Source organism: Salirhabdus euzebyi (genome assembly GCF_014207435.1).
Taxonomy (GTDB): Bacteria; Bacillota; Bacilli; order Bacillales; family Alkalibacillaceae; genus Salirhabdus; species Salirhabdus euzebyi.
This window is the reverse complement of the sequence record NZ_JACHGH010000003.1, coordinates 301,489-319,622: the sequence shown is the minus strand read 5'-3', so window position 1 is coordinate 319,622 and position 18,134 is coordinate 301,489. Positions and strand designations below refer to the sequence as shown.

The following is an 18,134-nucleotide window of genomic DNA, read 5'->3' as shown; positions in this document are numbered from 1 at the left end:
AGAGAGTTAGGAGGATGGAAATGGAGTTATTAGAAAGAGCAAGAATCATCAACTCAATGTTGCAAACGGCTACAGGAAAAAGTGTAAACTTTAATGATATGTCGGCAACACTTAGAGACGTAATTGGTGCAAATATTTTTATACTTAGTAGAAGAGGTAAGTTGTTAGGTTTTTCAATCAAGCAGGAAATTGAAAACGAAAGAATGAAAAGGATGCTTGAAGAGAGACAATTCCCACAAGAATATACAGAAAAACTTTTTAAAGTTACAGAAACTACACCAAACCTTGACATTGAAAGTGAATATACTGCTTTCCCAGTAGAAAATAGAGATTTGTTTAATACAGGTCTTACTACTATTGTTCCGATTATTGGTGGGGGAGAACGTTTAGGGACCCTTATTTTGAGTAGATTAAAGGATTCATTTAATAGTGATGATCTACTTCTTGCCGAATATGGTGCGACAGTTGTTGGGATGGAAATCCTACATCAAAAAACGGAAGAAATTGAAGATGAAGCGAGAAGTAAAGCAGTTGTCCAAATGGCAATCAGTTCCTTATCCTACAGTGAACTAGAGGCAATTGAACATATTTTTGATGAATTAGGTGGAGATGAAGGCCTATTAGTTGCTAGTAAAATAGCAGACAGAGTAGGCATTACAAGATCTGTTATTGTAAATGCGCTTCGTAAGTTAGAAAGTGCAGGTGTCATTGAATCCCGCTCGTTAGGAATGAAAGGGACTTATATTAAAGTATTGAACGATAAGTTTTTAGTGGAATTAAGAAAACTTACAGCTGAATAAAAAAAGTTCATATAATTTTAAATAAAAAAACACTATATAGGCCTTTGGGCCTGTATAGTGTTTTTTTTGTTTACGCTAACGAAATTAATGGCGGTATTAAAAACTTAGGAAATATTCCCTTTACTAAATGAAAAGAAAAATAATCATACTTTAGTACTATTTTTTGAGTAGGTCATTCTTGTTTTTATGGGAAAAAAGGACAATAATCAACATTTGGTAATTTTCATGAAGGATTTTTTATGTAATAATCTAAATATATATATTAACGACAAAAACCTACATATAAATACGAAATAATGGAAGTTACGATTTGATTAGACATTTTAATGTTCAGTTAGGAGGGAAAGCATGTCTTTGTTTTCAGGTACAATTCAAACATTAGAGCAATCTTTAGATTATGCATCTATGAAAAATAAAACAATTTCTAACAACATTGCAAATATCGACACACCCAATTACAAAGCGAAAGACGTAGCGTTCAAAAATGTTTTGCAAACCGCTTCCACTTCCTTTGAAGCCAAACGTACACATCCGAAGCACATTGCATTTAGTCAAACGAATCTATCAACCTTTTACGAGGTCGCTAGACCAAATACAACTTATAATCATAACGGTAATAATGTCGACGTCGACATGGAGATGACAGAATTAGCAAAGAATCAAATTTACTATCAGGCACTAGTTGACCGTATTAGTGGGAAATTTGGCAGTCTAGAAACAGTAATTAGAGGAGGGAAATAACGGTGAGTATCTTTCAATCTATTAACACGAGTGCTAGTGGATTAACAGCTCAAAGACTACGAATGGATGTTGTGTCCTCCAATATTGCAAACGCAGAAACAACTAGAGCCCGATTAAATGAAGCGGGAGAATGGGAACCTTATCGACGCAAAACAGTTTCTTTTGCACCGAAGGAACAATCATTTCATTCCTTTCTAAAAACCGCTATGCATAATGGATCAGTTAATGGTGCTGGAGGAGTGAAGGTTTCCGAAATAGGAGAAGATCAACAACCCTTCCAATTAGTATATAACCCGAACCATCCAGATGCTGATGCAAACGGATATGTAAGCATGCCGAACGTGGATCCTTTAAAAGAGATGGTCGACTTAATGAGTGCCACAAGATCCTATGAAGCAAACGTAACGGCAATGAATGCGTCTAAGAATATGTTATTAAAAGCACTAGAAATTGGTAAATAGAGGTGATTAACAATGACAAGCATTAATCCAATAGCATTTAATCAACCAATTCAACAAGCGAATCCAGTTAAAAAAGTTACGCCTTTCGAAGCACAACAAAACTTTGCCGCACAATTAAAAAATGCGTTAGAAAAGGTAAATGAGGCACAAGCAATTTCAGATCAAAAGACGGTTGCATTAGCACAAGGGAAAAACGTTGACTTACATGATGTGATGATAGCTTCTCAGAAATCTAGTATTATGTTGCAAACAACAGTAGAAGTTCAAAGTAAAGCTATTGAAGCATACAAAGAAGTGATGAGAATGCAAATTTAACAGTTTTTTTTCACGAGTCGTATAAACAGAGGTACAAAACGTGTTGAATATAAGACCTTTGAGGAAGCATGACCCTAGTTATATCCAAAACGTTTTATTTAATACATACATTCGATTGAAAAATACATTTTTCGGGTGTTATCCTCCAAAAAAATAGAAAATAGAGTATAGGTGGAGGCAACTATGGTAGAAAAAATGAAATCTAGATACAGTAAATGGATACAAGTTTGGAATAATAGAACACTTGCACAAAAATCCATTGTGATTGGTGGCATAGTGGCAATATTACTCATATTTTTTATTTTTTTATTTTTATCAAACAATCCCAAATTGGTTCCTCTCTATAGCAATTTATCCTTACAGGAAACAGGCCAGATAAAGACTGAACTAGATAGTAGGGGAATTCAATACGAAGTTGGTAATGGCGGAACTACAATTTCCGTTCCTAGAGAACAAGTAGATACGCTATTAGTAGATCTAGCTGCCCAAGGCTTACCAAATAGTGGGAATATTGATTATTCCTTTTTTAGTGAAAATGCTTCATGGGGTATGACAGATGGACAACGAAAAATGATTGAACTAGATGCTTTACAGACTGAATTATCAAATTTAATTACAAGTATTGAAGGAATTCAAAGTACTCAAGTTTTAATTACTAAACCGCAAGAAAGTATTTTTATCGGAGAACAGGCTGATGCAGCTACAGCATCTATCGTTATACATACAGAACCTGGATATACATTTAACCAAGATCAAATTAATGGTCTTTATCACTTGGTGTCGAAATCAGTTCCAAACCTTCCTACTGATAATATCGTCTTAATGAACCAATATTTTGAGTATTTTGATGTAAAAAATCCGAATGATTTTTCTGTAGGTAGTACGTATGTCGAACAAATGGATATTAAGAAGGATATTGAACAAGATATCCAGCGCCGGGTTCAACAAATGATTGGGACAATGATTGGGAGAGATAATGTTGTTGTATCGGTTACAACCGATTTAGATTTCACCCAGGAAAATAGAACGGAAGAAGTAGTTCAACCAGTCGATTTGGAAACAATGGAAGGGTTGCCTATAAGTGTAGAAAGAATTACTGAAACATATACAGGAAATAACCCACCAACAGGAACTGTCGGCACAGGAGAAGATGATATTCCTAATTATCCAGCCAACGGAGAAGACGGCGTAACTGATTATGAGATGGTGAAAGAATCTATTAATAATGAATTTAATAGAATTCAGAAAAATATCGTAGAAAGTCCATATAAGATTAGGGATTTAGGTATTCAAGTAGCAGTTGATAGTAAAAAAGATCAAACAGATGAAAATGGAGAAGTGGAATACTTATCTGCACAAGAACAAGAAATGGTTCAAGAAAGTATATCCTCGATCCTGAATTCGATTGTTTCTACAACTGTTTCAAAGGACTTTGGGAATATAAACCCACAAGAAAAGATTTCGATTGTTTTTGAAGAGTTCAGTCAACAACCACTAAGTCAACCTACACCAACACCAGTTATACCTAAATGGCTTTATGTTGCTGGTGGGGCATTGGTGCTAGCAGTTCTTATTTTGTTATTTATGGTCCTTCGCAAGAAAAAGTCTGTAGAAGAAGATTATGTTGAATTACAGGAAGAAGAACGTTCTGTCTCGATACCGAACATAGACGATAAGGTAGAAACAGAAGAAGGCTTGAGAAGAAAGCAATTAGAAAACATGGCAAAGGAAAAACCAGAAGATTTTGCAAAACTTTTACGAACTTGGATTACAGAGGACTAGGGGGAAGAAAACATGCCCAAACATAGAGGGGACTTAACTGGAAAGCAAAAAGCAGCAATTCTCCTAATATCATTAGGTCCTGATGTATCTGCTCAAGTATATAAGCATTTAACGGAAGAGGAAATAGAACAGTTAACGTTAGAAATATCTTCCGTACGAAAAGTAGAGTCTAAGCAAAAAGAAGAAGTTGTAGAACAGTTCCATCAAATTGCTCTAGCGCAAGATTATATTTCACAAGGTGGAATAGGTTACGCAAAAACAGTGTTGGAAAAAGCTTTAGGAGAAAATGAAGCGGGTAAAATTATAAGTCGCTTAACGTCTTCTTTACAAGTCAGACCTTTCGATTTTGCTAGAAAGGCTGACCCAACTCAAATTTTAAATTTTATTCAAAATGAACACCCACAGACTATTGCATTGGTTTTATCTTATTTGGATGCTGATCAATCAGCGCAAATATTGTCTGAGTTACCTGAAAAAATGCAAGCAGATATAGCTAGAAGAATTGCAACAATGGATTCCACATCACCAGAGATTATCAATGAGGTGGAGCAAATTTTAGAAAAAAATCTTTCTGCCACTGTTACACAAGATTACACACAAACTGGTGGAATTGAAGCAGTAGTTGAAGTGCTAAATGGTGTGGATAGAACAACCGAGAGAACTATATTAGACGAACTTGAGGCACAAGACCCTGAACTAGCAGAAGAAATCAAAAAACGTATGTTTGTATTTGAAGATATTGTGACGTTAGACAATCGTTCCATTCAACGTGTTATTAGGGAAGTTGATAACGAGGATCTAATGTTGGCATTAAAAGTAGCTAGTGCTGAAGTGCAAGAAATTTTATTTAAAAACATGTCTCAACGAATGGCAGAAACATTGAAGGACGAAATGGAGTTTATGGGTCCTGTTCGATTACGTAATGTAGAAGAGGCACAAACGAGAATCGTTGGTATAATCCGCCGCCTAGAGGAAATTGGGGAAATTGTTATCGCTCGAGGTGGAGGTGACGATATCATTGTCTAATATATTCAAAATTCATGCAAAAAAGGACATCCTATCAAAAACCATTAATGTTAAACCAATTCATATTCCTAATAAGGAAGAAAAGCCTAGTGAAAATGAGCCAAAAGAAGATCCAGAAAAGCTGTACCACTTGGCAGAGCAAAAATTAAAACAAACAGAGCTTCACATTCAAACAATGATAGAAAAAGCTAACGAGCAAATCGAACAACAACAAGATGAGTGGGAACAGGAAAAACAACGTCAATATGATGAAGCACGACTTGCTGGATATGATGAAGGGTATCAACAAGGTCAACAAGAGGCGTTACAGTCTTATCGACACTTTGTTGAGGAAGGTAAATCCCTTGTTCAACTAGCGCAAAAAGAATACGGCAATATTATTGACCAAAGTAAGGAAGAAGTTTTGAAAATCGCTATCCATGCAGCTGAAAAAATTCTTCATACTACTATACAACTGGATGAAAAAACATTTCGTTCGATAGTCTTGCAGGCAATAAAAGAAGTGAAAGATGTTCCTAAAGTAGACTTGTATATTCATCCAAAAATGTATGAGATGATTTTGCAATACAGAATAGAGTTAGATAATATTTTAGCCCACAATGGGAAGCTTGTTATTTATCCAAGCACGGAGGTAGAACAATATAGCTGTATTGTCGAAACCCCTTTTGGAAAAATAGATGCTAGTGTGGAGACACAATTACATGAGTTAAAAACAAAATTAACGGACTTCCTTGAGGAGGCTAATCGTATTGAAAGCCAATCAAGTTCTGGAGTGGATGGAACAAATTAATACGATAAAAAAATATGGAAAAATCACTAGAATAGTAGGGTTGATGATTGAGTCTTATGGTCCTTCTACTAGTATCGGTGATGTATGTTACATCCATTCTAAAACGACTAATCAGCGACCAATAATGGCAGAAGTAGTTGGGTTTCAGGAGGAAAAGGTATTACTAATGCCATACGCTGCTATTAAAAATATTGGGCCAGGTTGTTTAGTAGAAGCAACAAAAAAACCTTTACTCATTAAGGCTGGTCGTAGCTTAATAGGAAAAGTGTTAGACGGATTAGGAAATCCATTAGATCATTCCACTTTACCGAAAGGACTTGTCTCCATACCGACAGATCAGGATCCACCGAATCCGTTAGCTAGACCACCTATTCGGCAAAGAATATCGATAGGTGTAAAGGCAATTGATGGGCTATTAACCGTAGGTAAGGGGCAAAGGATAGGTATCTTTGCTGGTAGTGGAGTTGGTAAAAGTACGCTGTTAGGAATGATTGCTCGAAACAGTGAAGCAGACATAAATGTCATAGCACTTATTGGGGAAAGAGGACGTGAAGTTAGAGAGTTTATTGAAAACGATCTTGGTGAGGAAGGATTGAAGAAATCGGTCGTTGTCGTAGCAACATCCGATCAACCAGCACTGCAACGAATAAAAGGAGCTTACACTGCAACAGCTATTTGTGAATACTTCCGAGACCTTGGATTAAACGTAAATTTGATGATGGATTCCGTGACAAGAGTTGCAATGGCTCAACGAGAAGTAGGATTAGCTTCCGGAGAACCACCGACAACAAAGGGATATACCCCAAGTGTCTTCGCGAGTTTACCTAAACTTTTAGAACGAACAGGGACGAATGAAAAAGGTTCTATTACTGCTTTTTATACAGTGTTAGTTGATGGAGATGATTTTAATGAACCAATTGCTGATGCTGTTAGAGGTATATTAGATGGACATTTCGTACTTGATCGGGCTTTAGCTGAACAAGGACGTTTCCCGGCGATTAATGTACTTAAGTCAATAAGTCGGGTAATGAAAGAAATTGCATCAGATGAGCATATCAAAGCAGCGGATCACATTCGCTCTTTACTCGCTACTTATGAAGATAATAAAGAATTGATTCAAATAGGTGCATACAAGAAAGGTGCATCCCGTGATGTCGACAAGGCCATTCAACACTATCCTGCGATTATCAACTATTTAAAACAAGGGGTTAATGAAAACCTTTCGGTAGATCAAGGGATTGGAGAATTACTTGAGCTGGCTAATAGGAGTGATGGATGATGACAGATGTCATAGCATTTGAAAAAATCTTGACTGTACGTACGACGGAGAAGGATTTGGCTTACAAAAACTATCAACAAGCTGTTGGGAACTTTGAAAATGTTGCTACTAAACTATATAACCTTTTAAAAGAGAAGGAAGATATAGAAATAACGTTGTCTAAAACAATGGAGTCATCTATACCCGCATTCCAATTACACCATTACCATCAATACATAAACCAATTAAATGACAAAATAAATGGATTACAACAAAGTGTTGCACAAGCAAGAATGTATATGAATGAAGAACAAGAAAATCTGACAGATACTTATGTGGAAATGAAAAAGATTGAGAAGTTAGTAGAAAATAAGAAAACGAAGAAAAAACAAGAAATGGATAAAGCCGAAGAACAAATACTGGATGAAGTTTCGATCCAACAGTTTATCCGCAATAGAAAAAGGTGAGACGATGAGCTCCAATCAAATAGAAGAGAATAAAGGGTCAAGCAAACTTCAATGGTTTTTATTTGTCATTGTCATTCCAATAGTTTTTACGATTACTTTGCTACTAATTGTATTAACTGTTGCAGGAGTGAATGTATTTGATCTGGCAGAAAAATACGGAAGTAACATACCTATTGTTTCTTTATTAGTTGAGGAAAGTCCAGAGCAAGAGGCAGAACAAGAAAATGTTACCGAGTTGAAAGCAACAATTAAAGATTATGAAGCAAATATAGAAATTCTTGAACAAGATGTTAAAACAAAAGAAGAGCAAATTACAGAGCTTGAATTAACGATTGCTCAATTAGAAAGTGATATGGTTAATAAAGAACAAGAAGAACAAGACAAAGAAGAACAAGTAAAAAATGTTGCAAAATCTTTCTCACAAATGGACGCAAAATCAGCGGGACCTATCGTTGAAAAAATGGAAAAGTAAGTAGCCTTGCAAATATTACAGCATATATCAGCGGAACAAAGAGGAGAAATATTTTCTTCCATGGATCCAGAAGTAGCCGCAAATCTAGCAAGTGCATTTTTAGAGTAACAAAATGAAAACTTGAAAGGGGGTGAGAAAAAAATGCAAAACGTCGCAATGGGTATTGCACCAAGCACAACGATAGTAACAAAGCATCATGTAACAAACAAAGGCAAAGTTCCTGGCTTTTATGATTTTCTATCAAACCAGTTGAATTCAGAAACTAAAAATATAGAAAAGGTAATAGGTCAAAATAAAAAGCTTGAAGGAACAAAACAAAAGCTGGATGAGTTGTTTCAAGAGCTAAATAGCTTAATAGAGCTTGAAAATGCAAACGAAGATACGCTTACCGAAATTAATTCATTAATAAGTCACATTTTATCCTTTTTTGACGAAGTAAATCATCGTAACATTAGTCTAGGGGAAGCATGGGGTGTTCCTGATCCTCGTTTTACACTTAATCAATTTCGTGTAGAAGGATTACAACCATTTAAAAATGAGACACTAGAAAACTACGGAACAATTCTTTTGAAAGCTTATGAGCTAGTAGGGAACGAGGGAAGTAAGACTGCTTTGGAGTTAAACCAAAAGTTGGAGACCGCTTTAACGAAATTAATGGACTTGCTCATTAAAGATGGTAGTCTAGCAAAAAATCCTGTCCTACAAAAAGATGAAAAAATTTCAAAGTGGCAGCAGTTAATCCAATCAGTAAAAAATGAAATGGCTACTACCAACGGTCCAATTCTAAATAAGCATACTCCTTTAGACAAAATTCGTACCATTGTAGTGGAAGCTCTGCAACACCAATTTAGTGAGACAAAGGATGTAGCTACAACAAAGCTAAATCAAGTGCAGTTAGAAACGTTACCGATGTCCAAACTTGAGCAGTACACGATTTATATCAATCGACAAAACAGTAATAGTGGAACTAGCCAACAGTTAATGAACCAGATGGAGACGGTGTTAAAAGCTAGTCAGTTTTTACAAAAAGAAGGCGCAACAGAATTAACGATTAAAATAAAGCCTGCACATTTAGGAGACATGGTTGTAAGGTTTACTCAAATTAATGGAGAAATGGCTGTGAAAATAGTAGTTTCATCATTAGCTACCAAAGAATTGCTAGAAGGAAACATGAGCCAACTCAGACACATGTTTTCACCTAACCAAGTAGTGATTGAAAAACAACCAGATCCAGTATTTACACAGCAATCCCAATTTACTTTTAATCGGGAACAAGATGAGCAGGAAGGATTCCACCAACAAACACAGGAACAGCATTTAGAAGAAGCAGAGGAAATAGGGGAAGAAGACGAGACCTTCCGGTTTAAAGATTTATTAATGCAATCCTATGAGGAGGTGTAATCTATGACTAAAATCGATCCGTCTTTATATTTGCCTAAAAGTAGTACAGCAGGTGCAAATAATTCTCAGCTTGGAAAAGATCAATTTTTAAAAATATTAATGGCACAGCTCCAAAATCAAGACCCATTAAACCCGATGGAAGATAAAGAGTTCATTTCTCAGATGGCAACATTCTCTTCTCTAGAGCAGCTAATGGGAATTTCCAAAGGTGTAGAAGGTTTACTGCAATTACAATCCTATACTCCGGTTGTCGAATATAGTAATTTAATAGACAAAAAAATTACGTTTAATACATACGACAATGAAGGCGAGTACACAGGTGTGGCAGACGGGACAGTTAAAGGTGTATCCATGAGTGAGCAAGGTATACAACTTGTTTTAACGGATGGAAAAAAAGTACCAGTTTACGATGTAGTTGAAATAAATAAGGTTGAAAATGCTTAGAAAGAAGGGATGATTTTGGATCATCGTATCCACCAGCTGCAACATCATCCATTAGCTCAGACAAAAGTAAGGCCTAATACCCAATCGAAGGTGGATGGGAAATCTTTTCAATCTTTTCTAGAGGATGCACAAACGTCCCTTACAGTAAGTAAACATGCGCAGAAAAGATTAACAGAACGTAATATCCACATCAATGAGTCCCAATGGGTGAAAATCCAATCGAAGGTAGAACAGGCTAAAGCAAAAGGCGTGACAGACTCACTCGTTGTATTAAATAATGCAACACTAGTGGTCAGTACGAAAAATAATACAGTTATTACAGCAATGGATCGACAAGAAGCAGCAGACCACCTTTTTACAAATATTAACGGAACAATTTTACTAAATGATTAATAAAGACAATAGGCTGGACCTTCGGGAAGCCTAACGCTGTGGATGGACAGAAGCAGCACCAATATTAAAAAATGGAGAGGAAGAATAAATTATGCTTCGTTCTATGTATTCAGGCATTTCCGGTATGAGAGGTTTTCAAACAAAATTAGATGTAGTAGGAAATAACATTGCTAACGTAAACACGTTCGGATTTAAAAAGGGAAGACTTACTTTTCAAGATTTAATGAGTCAAACGATACAAGGTGCACAAGCTCCCCAACAAGGTGCAGGAGGGCCGATTTTAGGTGGTAAAAACCCTATGCAGGTTGGTCTTGGGGTGACAACTGGAAGTATTGATAATATCCATACGCAAGGGAGTAGACAAACGACAAATCGTCCTCTAGATTTAGCTCTTGAAGGAGATGGCATGTTCGTGTTAGCTGAAAACTCCAATGGTGATGCAACGATTGATATTGGACAAGATGATATTAGCTTTACAAGATCTGGGAATTTTTACCTTGATGATGACGGAAACATCGTAAGCTCCTCCGGTTTATTTTTAGTTGGTTCCAACTTGGATGCTGACGGGAATCCTGTCTTAGATGCTAATGGCAAACCGGTTCTTGCTCCTATAACTATCCCAGAGAATGCGGAGAGCTTTAGTATTTCTTCAGACGGAACAGTTAATTACGTAGATGCTGCTGGTACTGCTCAAGTTGCTGGTAGAATTCAATTAGCTAAATTCTCTAATCCTGAAGGTTTGCAAAAAGTTGGTTCTAGTAACTATAAATTAACAGCTAATGCTGGTGTTTATGATCCTGATTTAGATGGGGTAATGGACTTTGTTAGCCCTGGTACAAATGGTTCAGCTACTATTTATGCAGGGGCGCTTGAAATGTCTAATGTGGATTTAGCTGAAGAATTCACGGAAATGATTACAGCCCAAAGGGGTTTTCAAGCAAATACTAGAATCATAACAACTTCAGATGAGATTTTGCAAGAGCTAGTAAATCTTAAACGTTAGTAACCTGTAAAGGGGGGAATGGAGCCGGTACTAGTCCGGCTCCACCTTATTATGATTCTAGTAACAAGGCTAAATGGTGAAGAGTTCACAATTAATGCATTATACATAGAAAAGGTTCAAATGCTTCCTGATACAACGATCACCTTAACAAATGGAAAAAAGCTATTTGTTCGAGAAACCCAGCATGAAGTAATAGAAAAGACAATTGCTTTCTATCAGAGAATAGGGTTATCTAATGTGAAAGTTAAAATGGAGGGTTCTTCTGATGAATAAAAAGGTTTTAAATGTCATGTTAACCTTATTGGTTATTATCACCATTGCTGGCGTTGTTGCCATAATTGTCATTATGAATACAAAAGATAAGACGCATGCAGAAGGGGAAAGAAGCTTAGAGGAAATGATTAAGGATTCCTTTGAGACAGAAGAAATAACAACCGATTTAAAAGATGGTAACTATGTCAGAATTAAGTTTCGTATTGTAACAGATGATAAAGATACGAAAGAGGCATTAGAAAAAGATTTTCGCATTCAAAACATAATTATAAAAGAATTATCTCTCAAAGAAGAAAACGATTTACGATCAGGGTTAACAGATGTTGAAAATACTATAAAACAAAGATTGAATGAGTTAATTAATGAAGGTGAAGTAACGGATGTTTATACAACTGGGAAAGTACTTCAATAGTTTTAGTAAGGAGTACTTGCATTGGAGGTGAACGTGTGGCCGAAGAAGTTTTATCACAAAACGAAATAGATGCACTACTTTCTGCCCTGTCATCAGGAGAGATGGATGCGAACGAATTAAAGAAGGAGGAAAGTGAGAAAAAGGTTAGAGTCTATGATTTTAAAAGGGCATTACGCTTTTCTAAAGATCAAATTAGAGGCCTAAGTAGAATACACGAAAACTTTGCTAGATTATTAACCACTTATTTATCTGCAAGGTTAAGAACTTTTTCAAGTGTATCGGTTGCTTCCGTTGACCAAATACCTTATGAGGAATTCATACGATCTATTCCGAAGCGAACGATATTGAACGTATTTTCTGTCCCTCCACTTGAAGGAAGAATTTTAATGGAGATAAACCCTAATATAGCCTATGCAATGTTAGATAGAGTACTGGGGGGGAGAGGGCAAAGCTTCAATAAAGTAGATAGCCTAACAGAAATCGAAACGAGAATTATGTCTCAAATATTTGAGAAAATGATAGAAGGCTTACAAGAGGCATGGAGCTCGCTAGTAGAAATTGACCCAATGTTAGAAGATTTTGAAGTGAATCCACAGTTCTTGCAAATGGTATCACCGAACGAAACAGTGGTTGTTATATCACTAAATACAGCAATTGGCGAATCAAGTGGCATGATAAACATTTGTATACCACATATTGTCTTAGAACCAATTATATCAAAGCTGTCTGTCCATTATTGGATGCAAAACCAATCTAGTAAGGCAAAACCAGAAGACTATAACCGGTTATCTAATCACTTAAAATCAGCGAAAGTTGATATGAAAGCAATTTTAGGTGAGTCCACGATAACAATAGAAGAATTTTTGCATTTAGGTGTTGAGGATGTTATTCAACTAAAACAAAATATAAATGATCCTTTATCTGTTTTAGTCCACAATGATTTAAAGTTTTATGCGCAGGCAGGAAAAAGTAGAAACAAGATGGCTATTCAAATATTGAACACAGTTCAGAGGGGGGAATCAGAATGAGTGAAATGTTGTCACAAGAAGAAATAGATGCATTGTTAAATGGAGAAGAGGATAAGGTTCTTGAAAAACATATTGGAGAAATGAAGCCCCCTATCAGCCAATATCTCTCTACAATTGAGCAAGACGCACTAGGGGAAATAGGAAATATTTGCTTTGGAAGCTCGGCAACTGCTTTATCAACTCTCTTGAACCAGAAGGTTGAGATTACAACCCCTACTATTTCTTTAGTAGAGAACGCTAATTTGGAAGATGAATTTCCTCAACCGCATGTTGCAATTCGTGTAAGTTTTACGGAAGGATTTTCAGGGGTTAACCTTTTTATTATTAAAAATAGTGATGCGGCCATTATTGCCGATTTAATGCTTGGAGGCGACGGAAGGTCACCAGAAGCGGACTTAAATGAAATTCATTTAAGTGCAGTTCAAGAGGCAATGAATCAAATGATGGGTTCTGCAGCAACAAGTATGTCAACTATTTTTAATAAACGTGTTGATATCTCACCTCCATCTATCAATATATTAGATGTGAACAGTGGGGAGGGGAAAGAATATATCCCTGAAGAAGAAATTTTTGTGAAGGTCTCTTTTCAACTGAAAGTTGGAGAGCTAATAGATTCTAATATTATGCAGTTGCTTCCTATCCATTTTGCCAAGGATTTTGTTAATGAATTGTTACAAGTGGATGATGTAGTAGAGGAACCTGCTCCGACGGCAACAAATGTTCCCTCAAGTAGACCTAATGGACAAATGAATTATACGAACGAACCTGAAAGAGAGAGAGCCAATACGCCAAGAAGTCAACCGAATAATCACTTTGGTGAAAGCTTTGGATCAGAAGGAGCAAATATTCAATCAGCAGCATTTTCAAACTTTGAGCAACAAACTGTTTTACCGCCACAAGAACAACAAAATTTAGACATGTTGTTAGATATTCCACTTAAGGTTTCCGTGGAATTGGGTAGAACACAAAAAACAATAAAAGAAATTTTAGAAATGGGTTCAGGCTCGATTGTAGAGTTAGACAAACTAGCTGGTGAGCCTGTTGATATTCATGTAAATGATAAATTAATTGCCAAGGGTGAAGTTGTAGTTATAGATGAAAACTTTGGTGTACGTGTAACAGACATTTTAAGCCAATCCGAACGAATTAAAAAACTTAGATAAACTTAAGGAGGAATACAGATGGGACACAAAGTTTTAATTGTAGATGATGCAGCGTTTATGAGAATGATGATTAAGGATATTTTAGTGAAAAATGATTTTGAGGTAGTAGGGGAAGCGCAGGATGGGAATCAAGCTGTTGAAAAATATAAAGAACTGAAGCCAGATTTAGTAACACTTGATATTACGATGCCAGAAAAGGATGGTATTACTGCATTAAAAGAAATTAAAGGACTTGATCCAAGTGCGAACGTTATTATGTGTTCGGCTATGGGACAACAGGCGATGGTAATCGATGCGATTCAAGCGGGAGCAAAAGATTTCATCGTTAAGCCATTTCAAGCAGATCGTGTTATTGAGGCAATAAAGAAAACATTAAGCTAACACATAAATTAGGTCAGGCATAAAAGCGGGGAATCGAAATGACAAAACATCTATTAAAACTCATAAATATAGCTTTAATTAGCCTTATCGTTATTACTCCTATACACACACATGCGAATGTAAACAATATGTTTGATAAGGGCAAAAATAACACGGATATTCAAACACCTGAAGTTGAGCAAGACCAAGAAGAAACTCCGCAAAATGGTGAAAGTAATGTAGTAAAAGATGACGGTTCTTTAATGCTTGATCTAGTGAAAATGTTTTTCATGCTTATTCTCGTTTTAGGACTTATTTATCTTCTATTAAAATTTTTGCAGAAACGAAATAAAATGTTTCAACAAGTACAAACGTTAGAGAACTTAGGGGGTATTTCCTTAGGTGCTAATAAATCGATGCAAATGGTACGTATCGGAAACAAGGTTTATGTCGTTGGAGTTGGAGATGATATTAATCTTTTAACCGAAATAACAGATGAAGAGTTATTAGAGGATCTGTTAACAAAAGAAAATACAGATCAGGGGAATCCTTCGATCCAATCATTTGTGAAACAATTTCAAGGTTTGTATCGAAAGGATAAACAGGAAACAGAACATAAGACATTTAAGCAGCTTTTTAATAAAGAGCTACATTCGATGAAAAATGAAAGAAAAAAAATAATCGAAAGTTATCGTAATAGAAAAGAGGATCAAGATGGATGAGTTTGTAGATTTATATTCTGATTTTGATCCTAGTAATGTTTCCACATCCCTTCGATTACTGTTTTTATTAACAATACTAGCTCTTGCGCCAAGTATATTAATCTTAATGACTAGCTTTGCAAGAATTGTTATCGTGCTATCTTTTGTTAGAACGTCATTAGCAACTCAACAGATGCCACCTAACCAAGTTTTAATAGGTTTAGCATTGTTTTTAACTTTTTTCATTATGGCACCAACCTTTCAAGAAATTAACGAAGAGGCATTGCAACCATTATTTAGTGAAGAAATTTCATTGGATGAAGCGTACGACAGAGCTAGTATGCCGATGAAAGAGTTTATGGCAAAGCACACGAGGCAAAAGGATTTGGCCTTATTTATGAACTATAGCCAAATGGAGAGACCAGAATCTTTAGAGGATATACCATTAACTATGTTAGTTCCAGCTTTTGCAATAAGTGAATTGAAAACAGCATTTCAAATGGGCTTTATGATATTTATTCCTTTTTTAATAATCGATATGGCTGTTGCTAGTATTCTGATGTCCATGGGGATGATGATGCTGCCACCAGTTATGATATCACTTCCATTCAAAATATTATTATTCGTTCTAGTTGATGGATGGTATTTAATTTCCCATTCGCTATTGGAGAGCTTTTAGCGAAGGAAGGGAGCGTTAAAATTGAGTAGTGAGTTTGTCATTGCGTTAGCAGAACGAGGCGTCTATACCTTGTTAATTGTCACTGGACCTTTATTACTATTAGCTTTAGTGGTCGGCCTTTTAGTCAGTATTTTTCAGGCGACGACTCAAATTCAAGAACAGACCCTGGCCTTTATCCCAAAGATTATTGCTGTTTTTGTTGGATTAGTATTTTTTGGACCGTGGATGTTAGTTCGGATTCTCGAGTTCACATCCAATATATTTAATAATCTACATACTGTGATTAGTTAGCTATGATCGATTTACTAGATTTAACAAGGCTACCAGGGTTTTTACTAATATTTGCAAGAATAATAGGTTTTTTCATTACTGTTCCATTGTTCTCTTATCGTACTATTCCAATGACACATAAAATAGGGCTTGTTTTATTCATTGCATGGATCATGTTTTACACAGTAGATATTCCCTTTATGTTAATAGATGGGAATTATATATTACTTTTACTAAAAGAACTTATAGTAGGAATATTTATTGGATTTATTGCCTTTCTTATATTAGGTGCCATCCAAATTGCAGGTGGATTTATCGATTTTCAAATGGGATTTGCTATTGCTAACGTGGTAGATCCACAAACAGGAGCACAAAGCCCTTTAATAGGTCAATATTTATATACGATTACCCTTCTATTTCTTATCACCGTAGATGGTCATCACATGCTGCTAGATGGCATTTTTTATAGTTACAGCTTTATTCCAATGGATCAATTTATTCCTTTTAATGATGGATCTATTACGCTTTTTGTCATAGAGACGTTTAGTAAAATGTTTCTAATAGCCTTTCAAATGTCTATTCCAATCGTTGGCTGTTTGTTTTTAGTCGATGTTGCATTAGGGATAGTAGCAAGAACGGTTCCACAACTTAATGTTTTTGTTGTTGGATTGCCGTTGAAAATACTAGTGAGTTTTGTTGTTATATTCCTCTCGTTTGGAATTTTTGCAACACTGATAGAGCAATTATTTGATACGATGATTCAATCGATGAGATCTATTATGACTTTAATCGGAGGCGCTTAATATGTTAGAGCTGTCTTTAGATTTACAATTCTTTTCAGGAGAAAAGACAGAAAAAGCAACAACAAAAAAGCGCCAAGATTCCCGAAAAAAAGGTCAGGTGGCCAAGAGCCAAGATGTAAATACGGCTATTCTTTTATTTATTATGTTTATGTTTTTTATTTTCATCGGGGGTTTTATGCAAGAAATATTTATGGGTCTCTATGAAAAGACTTTTGTTGAATACATTCACTGGGACTTAACAGAAGAAAATGTTGAAAAAGTATTACTAGAATCTACGATTGAGATAACAAAAGCAATTGCTCCTGTTATGGCTGTTGCTGTCATCGCAGGTTTTGCAGCAAATTATTTGCAAATCGGATTTTTATTTACGACCGAACCACTGAAGTTTGATTTGAAAAAGATGGATCCGATAAAAGGAGCAAAAAAGATATTTTCTGTAAGAGCTATTGTAGAGCTCTTTAAATCACTATTGAAAATTACCGTAATCGGTGCTGTTACTTTTGCAGTTCTCTGGATAAATAAGGATGAAATGATGATGTTATCGTTAAAGGATGTTGGTCACTCTCTTTCCTTTTTTGCACAAATAACTGTCACCATGGGAATAGCAGCATCCATTGCACTGTTATGCATTTCTGTAATCGATTACGTTTACCAAAAATATGACTATGAAAAAAACATCCGAATGTCGAAGCAAGACATTCGGGATGAACATAAAAATATTGAAGGGGATCCGCTAATTAAGTCGAAAATAAAAGAAAAACAACGACAAATGGCGATGAGGAGAATGATGAATGATGTTCCAAAAGCAGATGTTGTCATTACAAACCCTACCCATTACTCTATAGCAATCCGTTATAGCGAAGATAAATATGAAGCGCCATATGTAGTAGCAAAGGGTGTTGATTATGTCGCCTTTAAAATTCGTGAAATTGCTAAACACCACGAAGTCATGATTGTGGAGAACAGAACGTTAGCACGTTCTCTTTACGACAAAGTAGAAATTGGAGAAATCATTCCTGAAGATTTTTATCAGGCTGTAGCAGAAGTATTAGCTTATGTTTATAGACTCCAAAACAAAGCATAAAGCTTAAG

The 18,134-nt window shown here is 35.8% G+C and carries 24 protein-coding genes; all 24 read left to right on the top strand.

Annotated elements, in window-relative coordinates; all coding sequences use genetic code 11:
- Nucleotides 1-20: 20 nt before the first annotated feature.
- The 24 genes from codY (at nt 21) to flhB (ending at nt 18,126) form a co-directional block, all read left to right on the top strand.
- Nucleotides 21-800, top strand: coding sequence for a GTP-sensing pleiotropic transcriptional regulator CodY (gene codY / locus HNQ94_RS06730; protein ID WP_174495469.1), 780 nt, complete (start codon nt 21-23; stop codon nt 798-800).
- A gap of 348 nt (nt 801-1,148) precedes the next feature.
- Nucleotides 1,149-1,541: a flagellar basal body rod protein FlgB gene (gene flgB / locus HNQ94_RS06725; protein WP_174495468.1), complete on the top strand. Its 393-nt coding sequence runs from the start codon at nt 1,149-1,151 to the stop codon at nt 1,539-1,541.
- A 2-nt stretch (nt 1,542-1,543) separates the two neighbouring features.
- Complete coding sequence (gene flgC, locus HNQ94_RS06720; protein WP_174495467.1) at nt 1,544-2,002, top strand: flagellar basal body rod protein FlgC; 459 nt, start codon at nt 1,544-1,546, stop codon at nt 2,000-2,002.
- A gap of 12 nt (nt 2,003-2,014) precedes the next feature.
- On the top strand, nt 2,015-2,317 hold the full coding sequence (gene fliE, locus HNQ94_RS06715) for a flagellar hook-basal body complex protein FliE (RefSeq protein WP_174495466.1): 303 nt from the start codon (nt 2,015-2,017) through the stop codon (nt 2,315-2,317).
- A gap of 183 nt (nt 2,318-2,500) precedes the next feature.
- The gene (gene fliF, locus HNQ94_RS06710) at nt 2,501-4,099 is read left to right on the top strand and encodes a flagellar basal-body MS-ring/collar protein FliF (protein WP_174495465.1); all 1,599 of its coding nucleotides are present in this window, start codon (nt 2,501-2,503) and stop codon (nt 4,097-4,099) included.
- A gap of 12 nt (nt 4,100-4,111) precedes the next feature.
- Nucleotides 4,112-5,125 (top strand): flagellar motor switch protein FliG, encoded by a 1,014-nt coding sequence (fliG, locus tag HNQ94_RS06705; RefSeq protein ID WP_174495464.1) that lies wholly within the window; start codon nt 4,112-4,114, stop codon nt 5,123-5,125.
- A complete protein-coding gene (fliH, locus tag HNQ94_RS06700) occupies nt 5,118-5,915 on the top strand; it encodes a flagellar assembly protein FliH (RefSeq protein ID WP_174495463.1) in 798 nt (265 codons plus the stop codon). Before fliG ends, fliH begins: the two co-directional genes overlap by 8 nt.
- Nucleotides 5,893-7,194, top strand: coding sequence for a flagellar protein export ATPase FliI (gene fliI / locus HNQ94_RS06695; protein WP_376697736.1), 1,302 nt, complete (start codon nt 5,893-5,895; stop codon nt 7,192-7,194). The genes fliH and fliI overlap by 23 nt, the downstream gene beginning before the upstream one ends.
- Nucleotides 7,194-7,640 (top strand): flagellar export protein FliJ, encoded by a 447-nt coding sequence (gene fliJ / locus HNQ94_RS06690; protein WP_174495461.1) that lies wholly within the window; start codon nt 7,194-7,196, stop codon nt 7,638-7,640. Before fliI ends, fliJ begins: the two co-directional genes overlap by 1 nt.
- Before the next feature lie 4 nt (nt 7,641-7,644).
- On the top strand, nt 7,645-8,112 hold the full coding sequence (locus HNQ94_RS06685) for a MotE family protein (protein WP_174495460.1): 468 nt from the start codon (nt 7,645-7,647) through the stop codon (nt 8,110-8,112).
- 141 nt (nt 8,113-8,253) lie between these two features.
- Entirely contained in the window at nt 8,254-9,513 is a 1,260-nt protein-coding gene (locus HNQ94_RS06680; RefSeq protein WP_174495459.1) for a flagellar hook-length control protein FliK, read from the top strand.
- A 3-nt stretch (nt 9,514-9,516) separates the two neighbouring features.
- Nucleotides 9,517-9,957, top strand: coding sequence for a flagellar hook assembly protein FlgD (gene flgD, locus HNQ94_RS06675; protein WP_174495458.1), 441 nt, complete (start codon nt 9,517-9,519; stop codon nt 9,955-9,957).
- Between the two features lie 15 nt (nt 9,958-9,972).
- On the top strand, nt 9,973-10,350 hold the full coding sequence (locus HNQ94_RS06670; protein ID WP_246199944.1) for a TIGR02530 family flagellar biosynthesis protein: 378 nt from the start codon (nt 9,973-9,975) through the stop codon (nt 10,348-10,350).
- Nucleotides 10,351-10,441: 91 nt separating this feature from the next.
- Nucleotides 10,442-11,353, top strand: coding sequence for a flagellar basal body rod protein FlgG (flgG, locus tag HNQ94_RS06665; protein ID WP_174495456.1), 912 nt, complete (start codon nt 10,442-10,444; stop codon nt 11,351-11,353).
- A gap of 51 nt (nt 11,354-11,404) precedes the next feature.
- The gene (locus tag HNQ94_RS06660) at nt 11,405-11,626 is read left to right on the top strand and encodes a flagellar FlbD family protein (RefSeq protein WP_174495546.1); all 222 of its coding nucleotides are present in this window, start codon (nt 11,405-11,407) and stop codon (nt 11,624-11,626) included.
- Nucleotides 11,619-12,038 carry a flagellar basal body-associated FliL family protein gene (locus HNQ94_RS06655; RefSeq protein WP_174495455.1) on the top strand — a complete coding sequence of 140 codons (420 nt, stop codon included), beginning with the start codon at nt 11,619-11,621 and terminating at the stop codon, nt 12,036-12,038. Before HNQ94_RS06660 ends, HNQ94_RS06655 begins: the two co-directional genes overlap by 8 nt.
- A 35-nt stretch (nt 12,039-12,073) precedes the next feature.
- Nucleotides 12,074-13,066: a flagellar motor switch protein FliM gene (gene fliM, locus HNQ94_RS06650; RefSeq protein WP_174495454.1), complete on the top strand. Its 993-nt coding sequence runs from the start codon at nt 12,074-12,076 to the stop codon at nt 13,064-13,066.
- On the top strand, nt 13,057-14,229 hold the full coding sequence (fliY, locus tag HNQ94_RS06645; protein ID WP_174495545.1) for a flagellar motor switch phosphatase FliY: 1,173 nt from the start codon (nt 13,057-13,059) through the stop codon (nt 14,227-14,229). The genes fliM and fliY overlap by 10 nt, the downstream gene beginning before the upstream one ends.
- A gap of 18 nt (nt 14,230-14,247) precedes the next feature.
- Nucleotides 14,248-14,610, top strand: a complete 363-nt coding sequence (locus HNQ94_RS06640; protein ID WP_174495453.1) for a response regulator — start codon at nt 14,248-14,250, stop codon at nt 14,608-14,610.
- A gap of 38 nt (nt 14,611-14,648) precedes the next feature.
- On the top strand, nt 14,649-15,311 hold the full coding sequence (locus HNQ94_RS06635; protein WP_174495452.1) for a flagellar biosynthetic protein FliO: 663 nt from the start codon (nt 14,649-14,651) through the stop codon (nt 15,309-15,311).
- On the top strand, nt 15,304-15,969 hold the full coding sequence (fliP, locus tag HNQ94_RS06630) for a flagellar type III secretion system pore protein FliP (protein ID WP_174495451.1): 666 nt from the start codon (nt 15,304-15,306) through the stop codon (nt 15,967-15,969). Before HNQ94_RS06635 ends, fliP begins: the two co-directional genes overlap by 8 nt.
- A gap of 21 nt (nt 15,970-15,990) precedes the next feature.
- The gene (fliQ, locus tag HNQ94_RS06625) at nt 15,991-16,260 is read left to right on the top strand and encodes a flagellar biosynthesis protein FliQ (RefSeq protein WP_174495450.1); all 270 of its coding nucleotides are present in this window, start codon (nt 15,991-15,993) and stop codon (nt 16,258-16,260) included.
- Between the two features lie 2 nt (nt 16,261-16,262).
- Nucleotides 16,263-17,042, top strand: coding sequence for a flagellar biosynthetic protein FliR (gene fliR / locus HNQ94_RS06620; RefSeq protein WP_174495449.1), 780 nt, complete (start codon nt 16,263-16,265; stop codon nt 17,040-17,042).
- A gap of 1 nt (nt 17,043) precedes the next feature.
- On the top strand, nt 17,044-18,126 hold the full coding sequence (flhB, locus tag HNQ94_RS06615) for a flagellar biosynthesis protein FlhB (RefSeq protein WP_174495448.1): 1,083 nt from the start codon (nt 17,044-17,046) through the stop codon (nt 18,124-18,126).
- Nucleotides 18,127-18,134 lie beyond the last annotated feature (8 nt).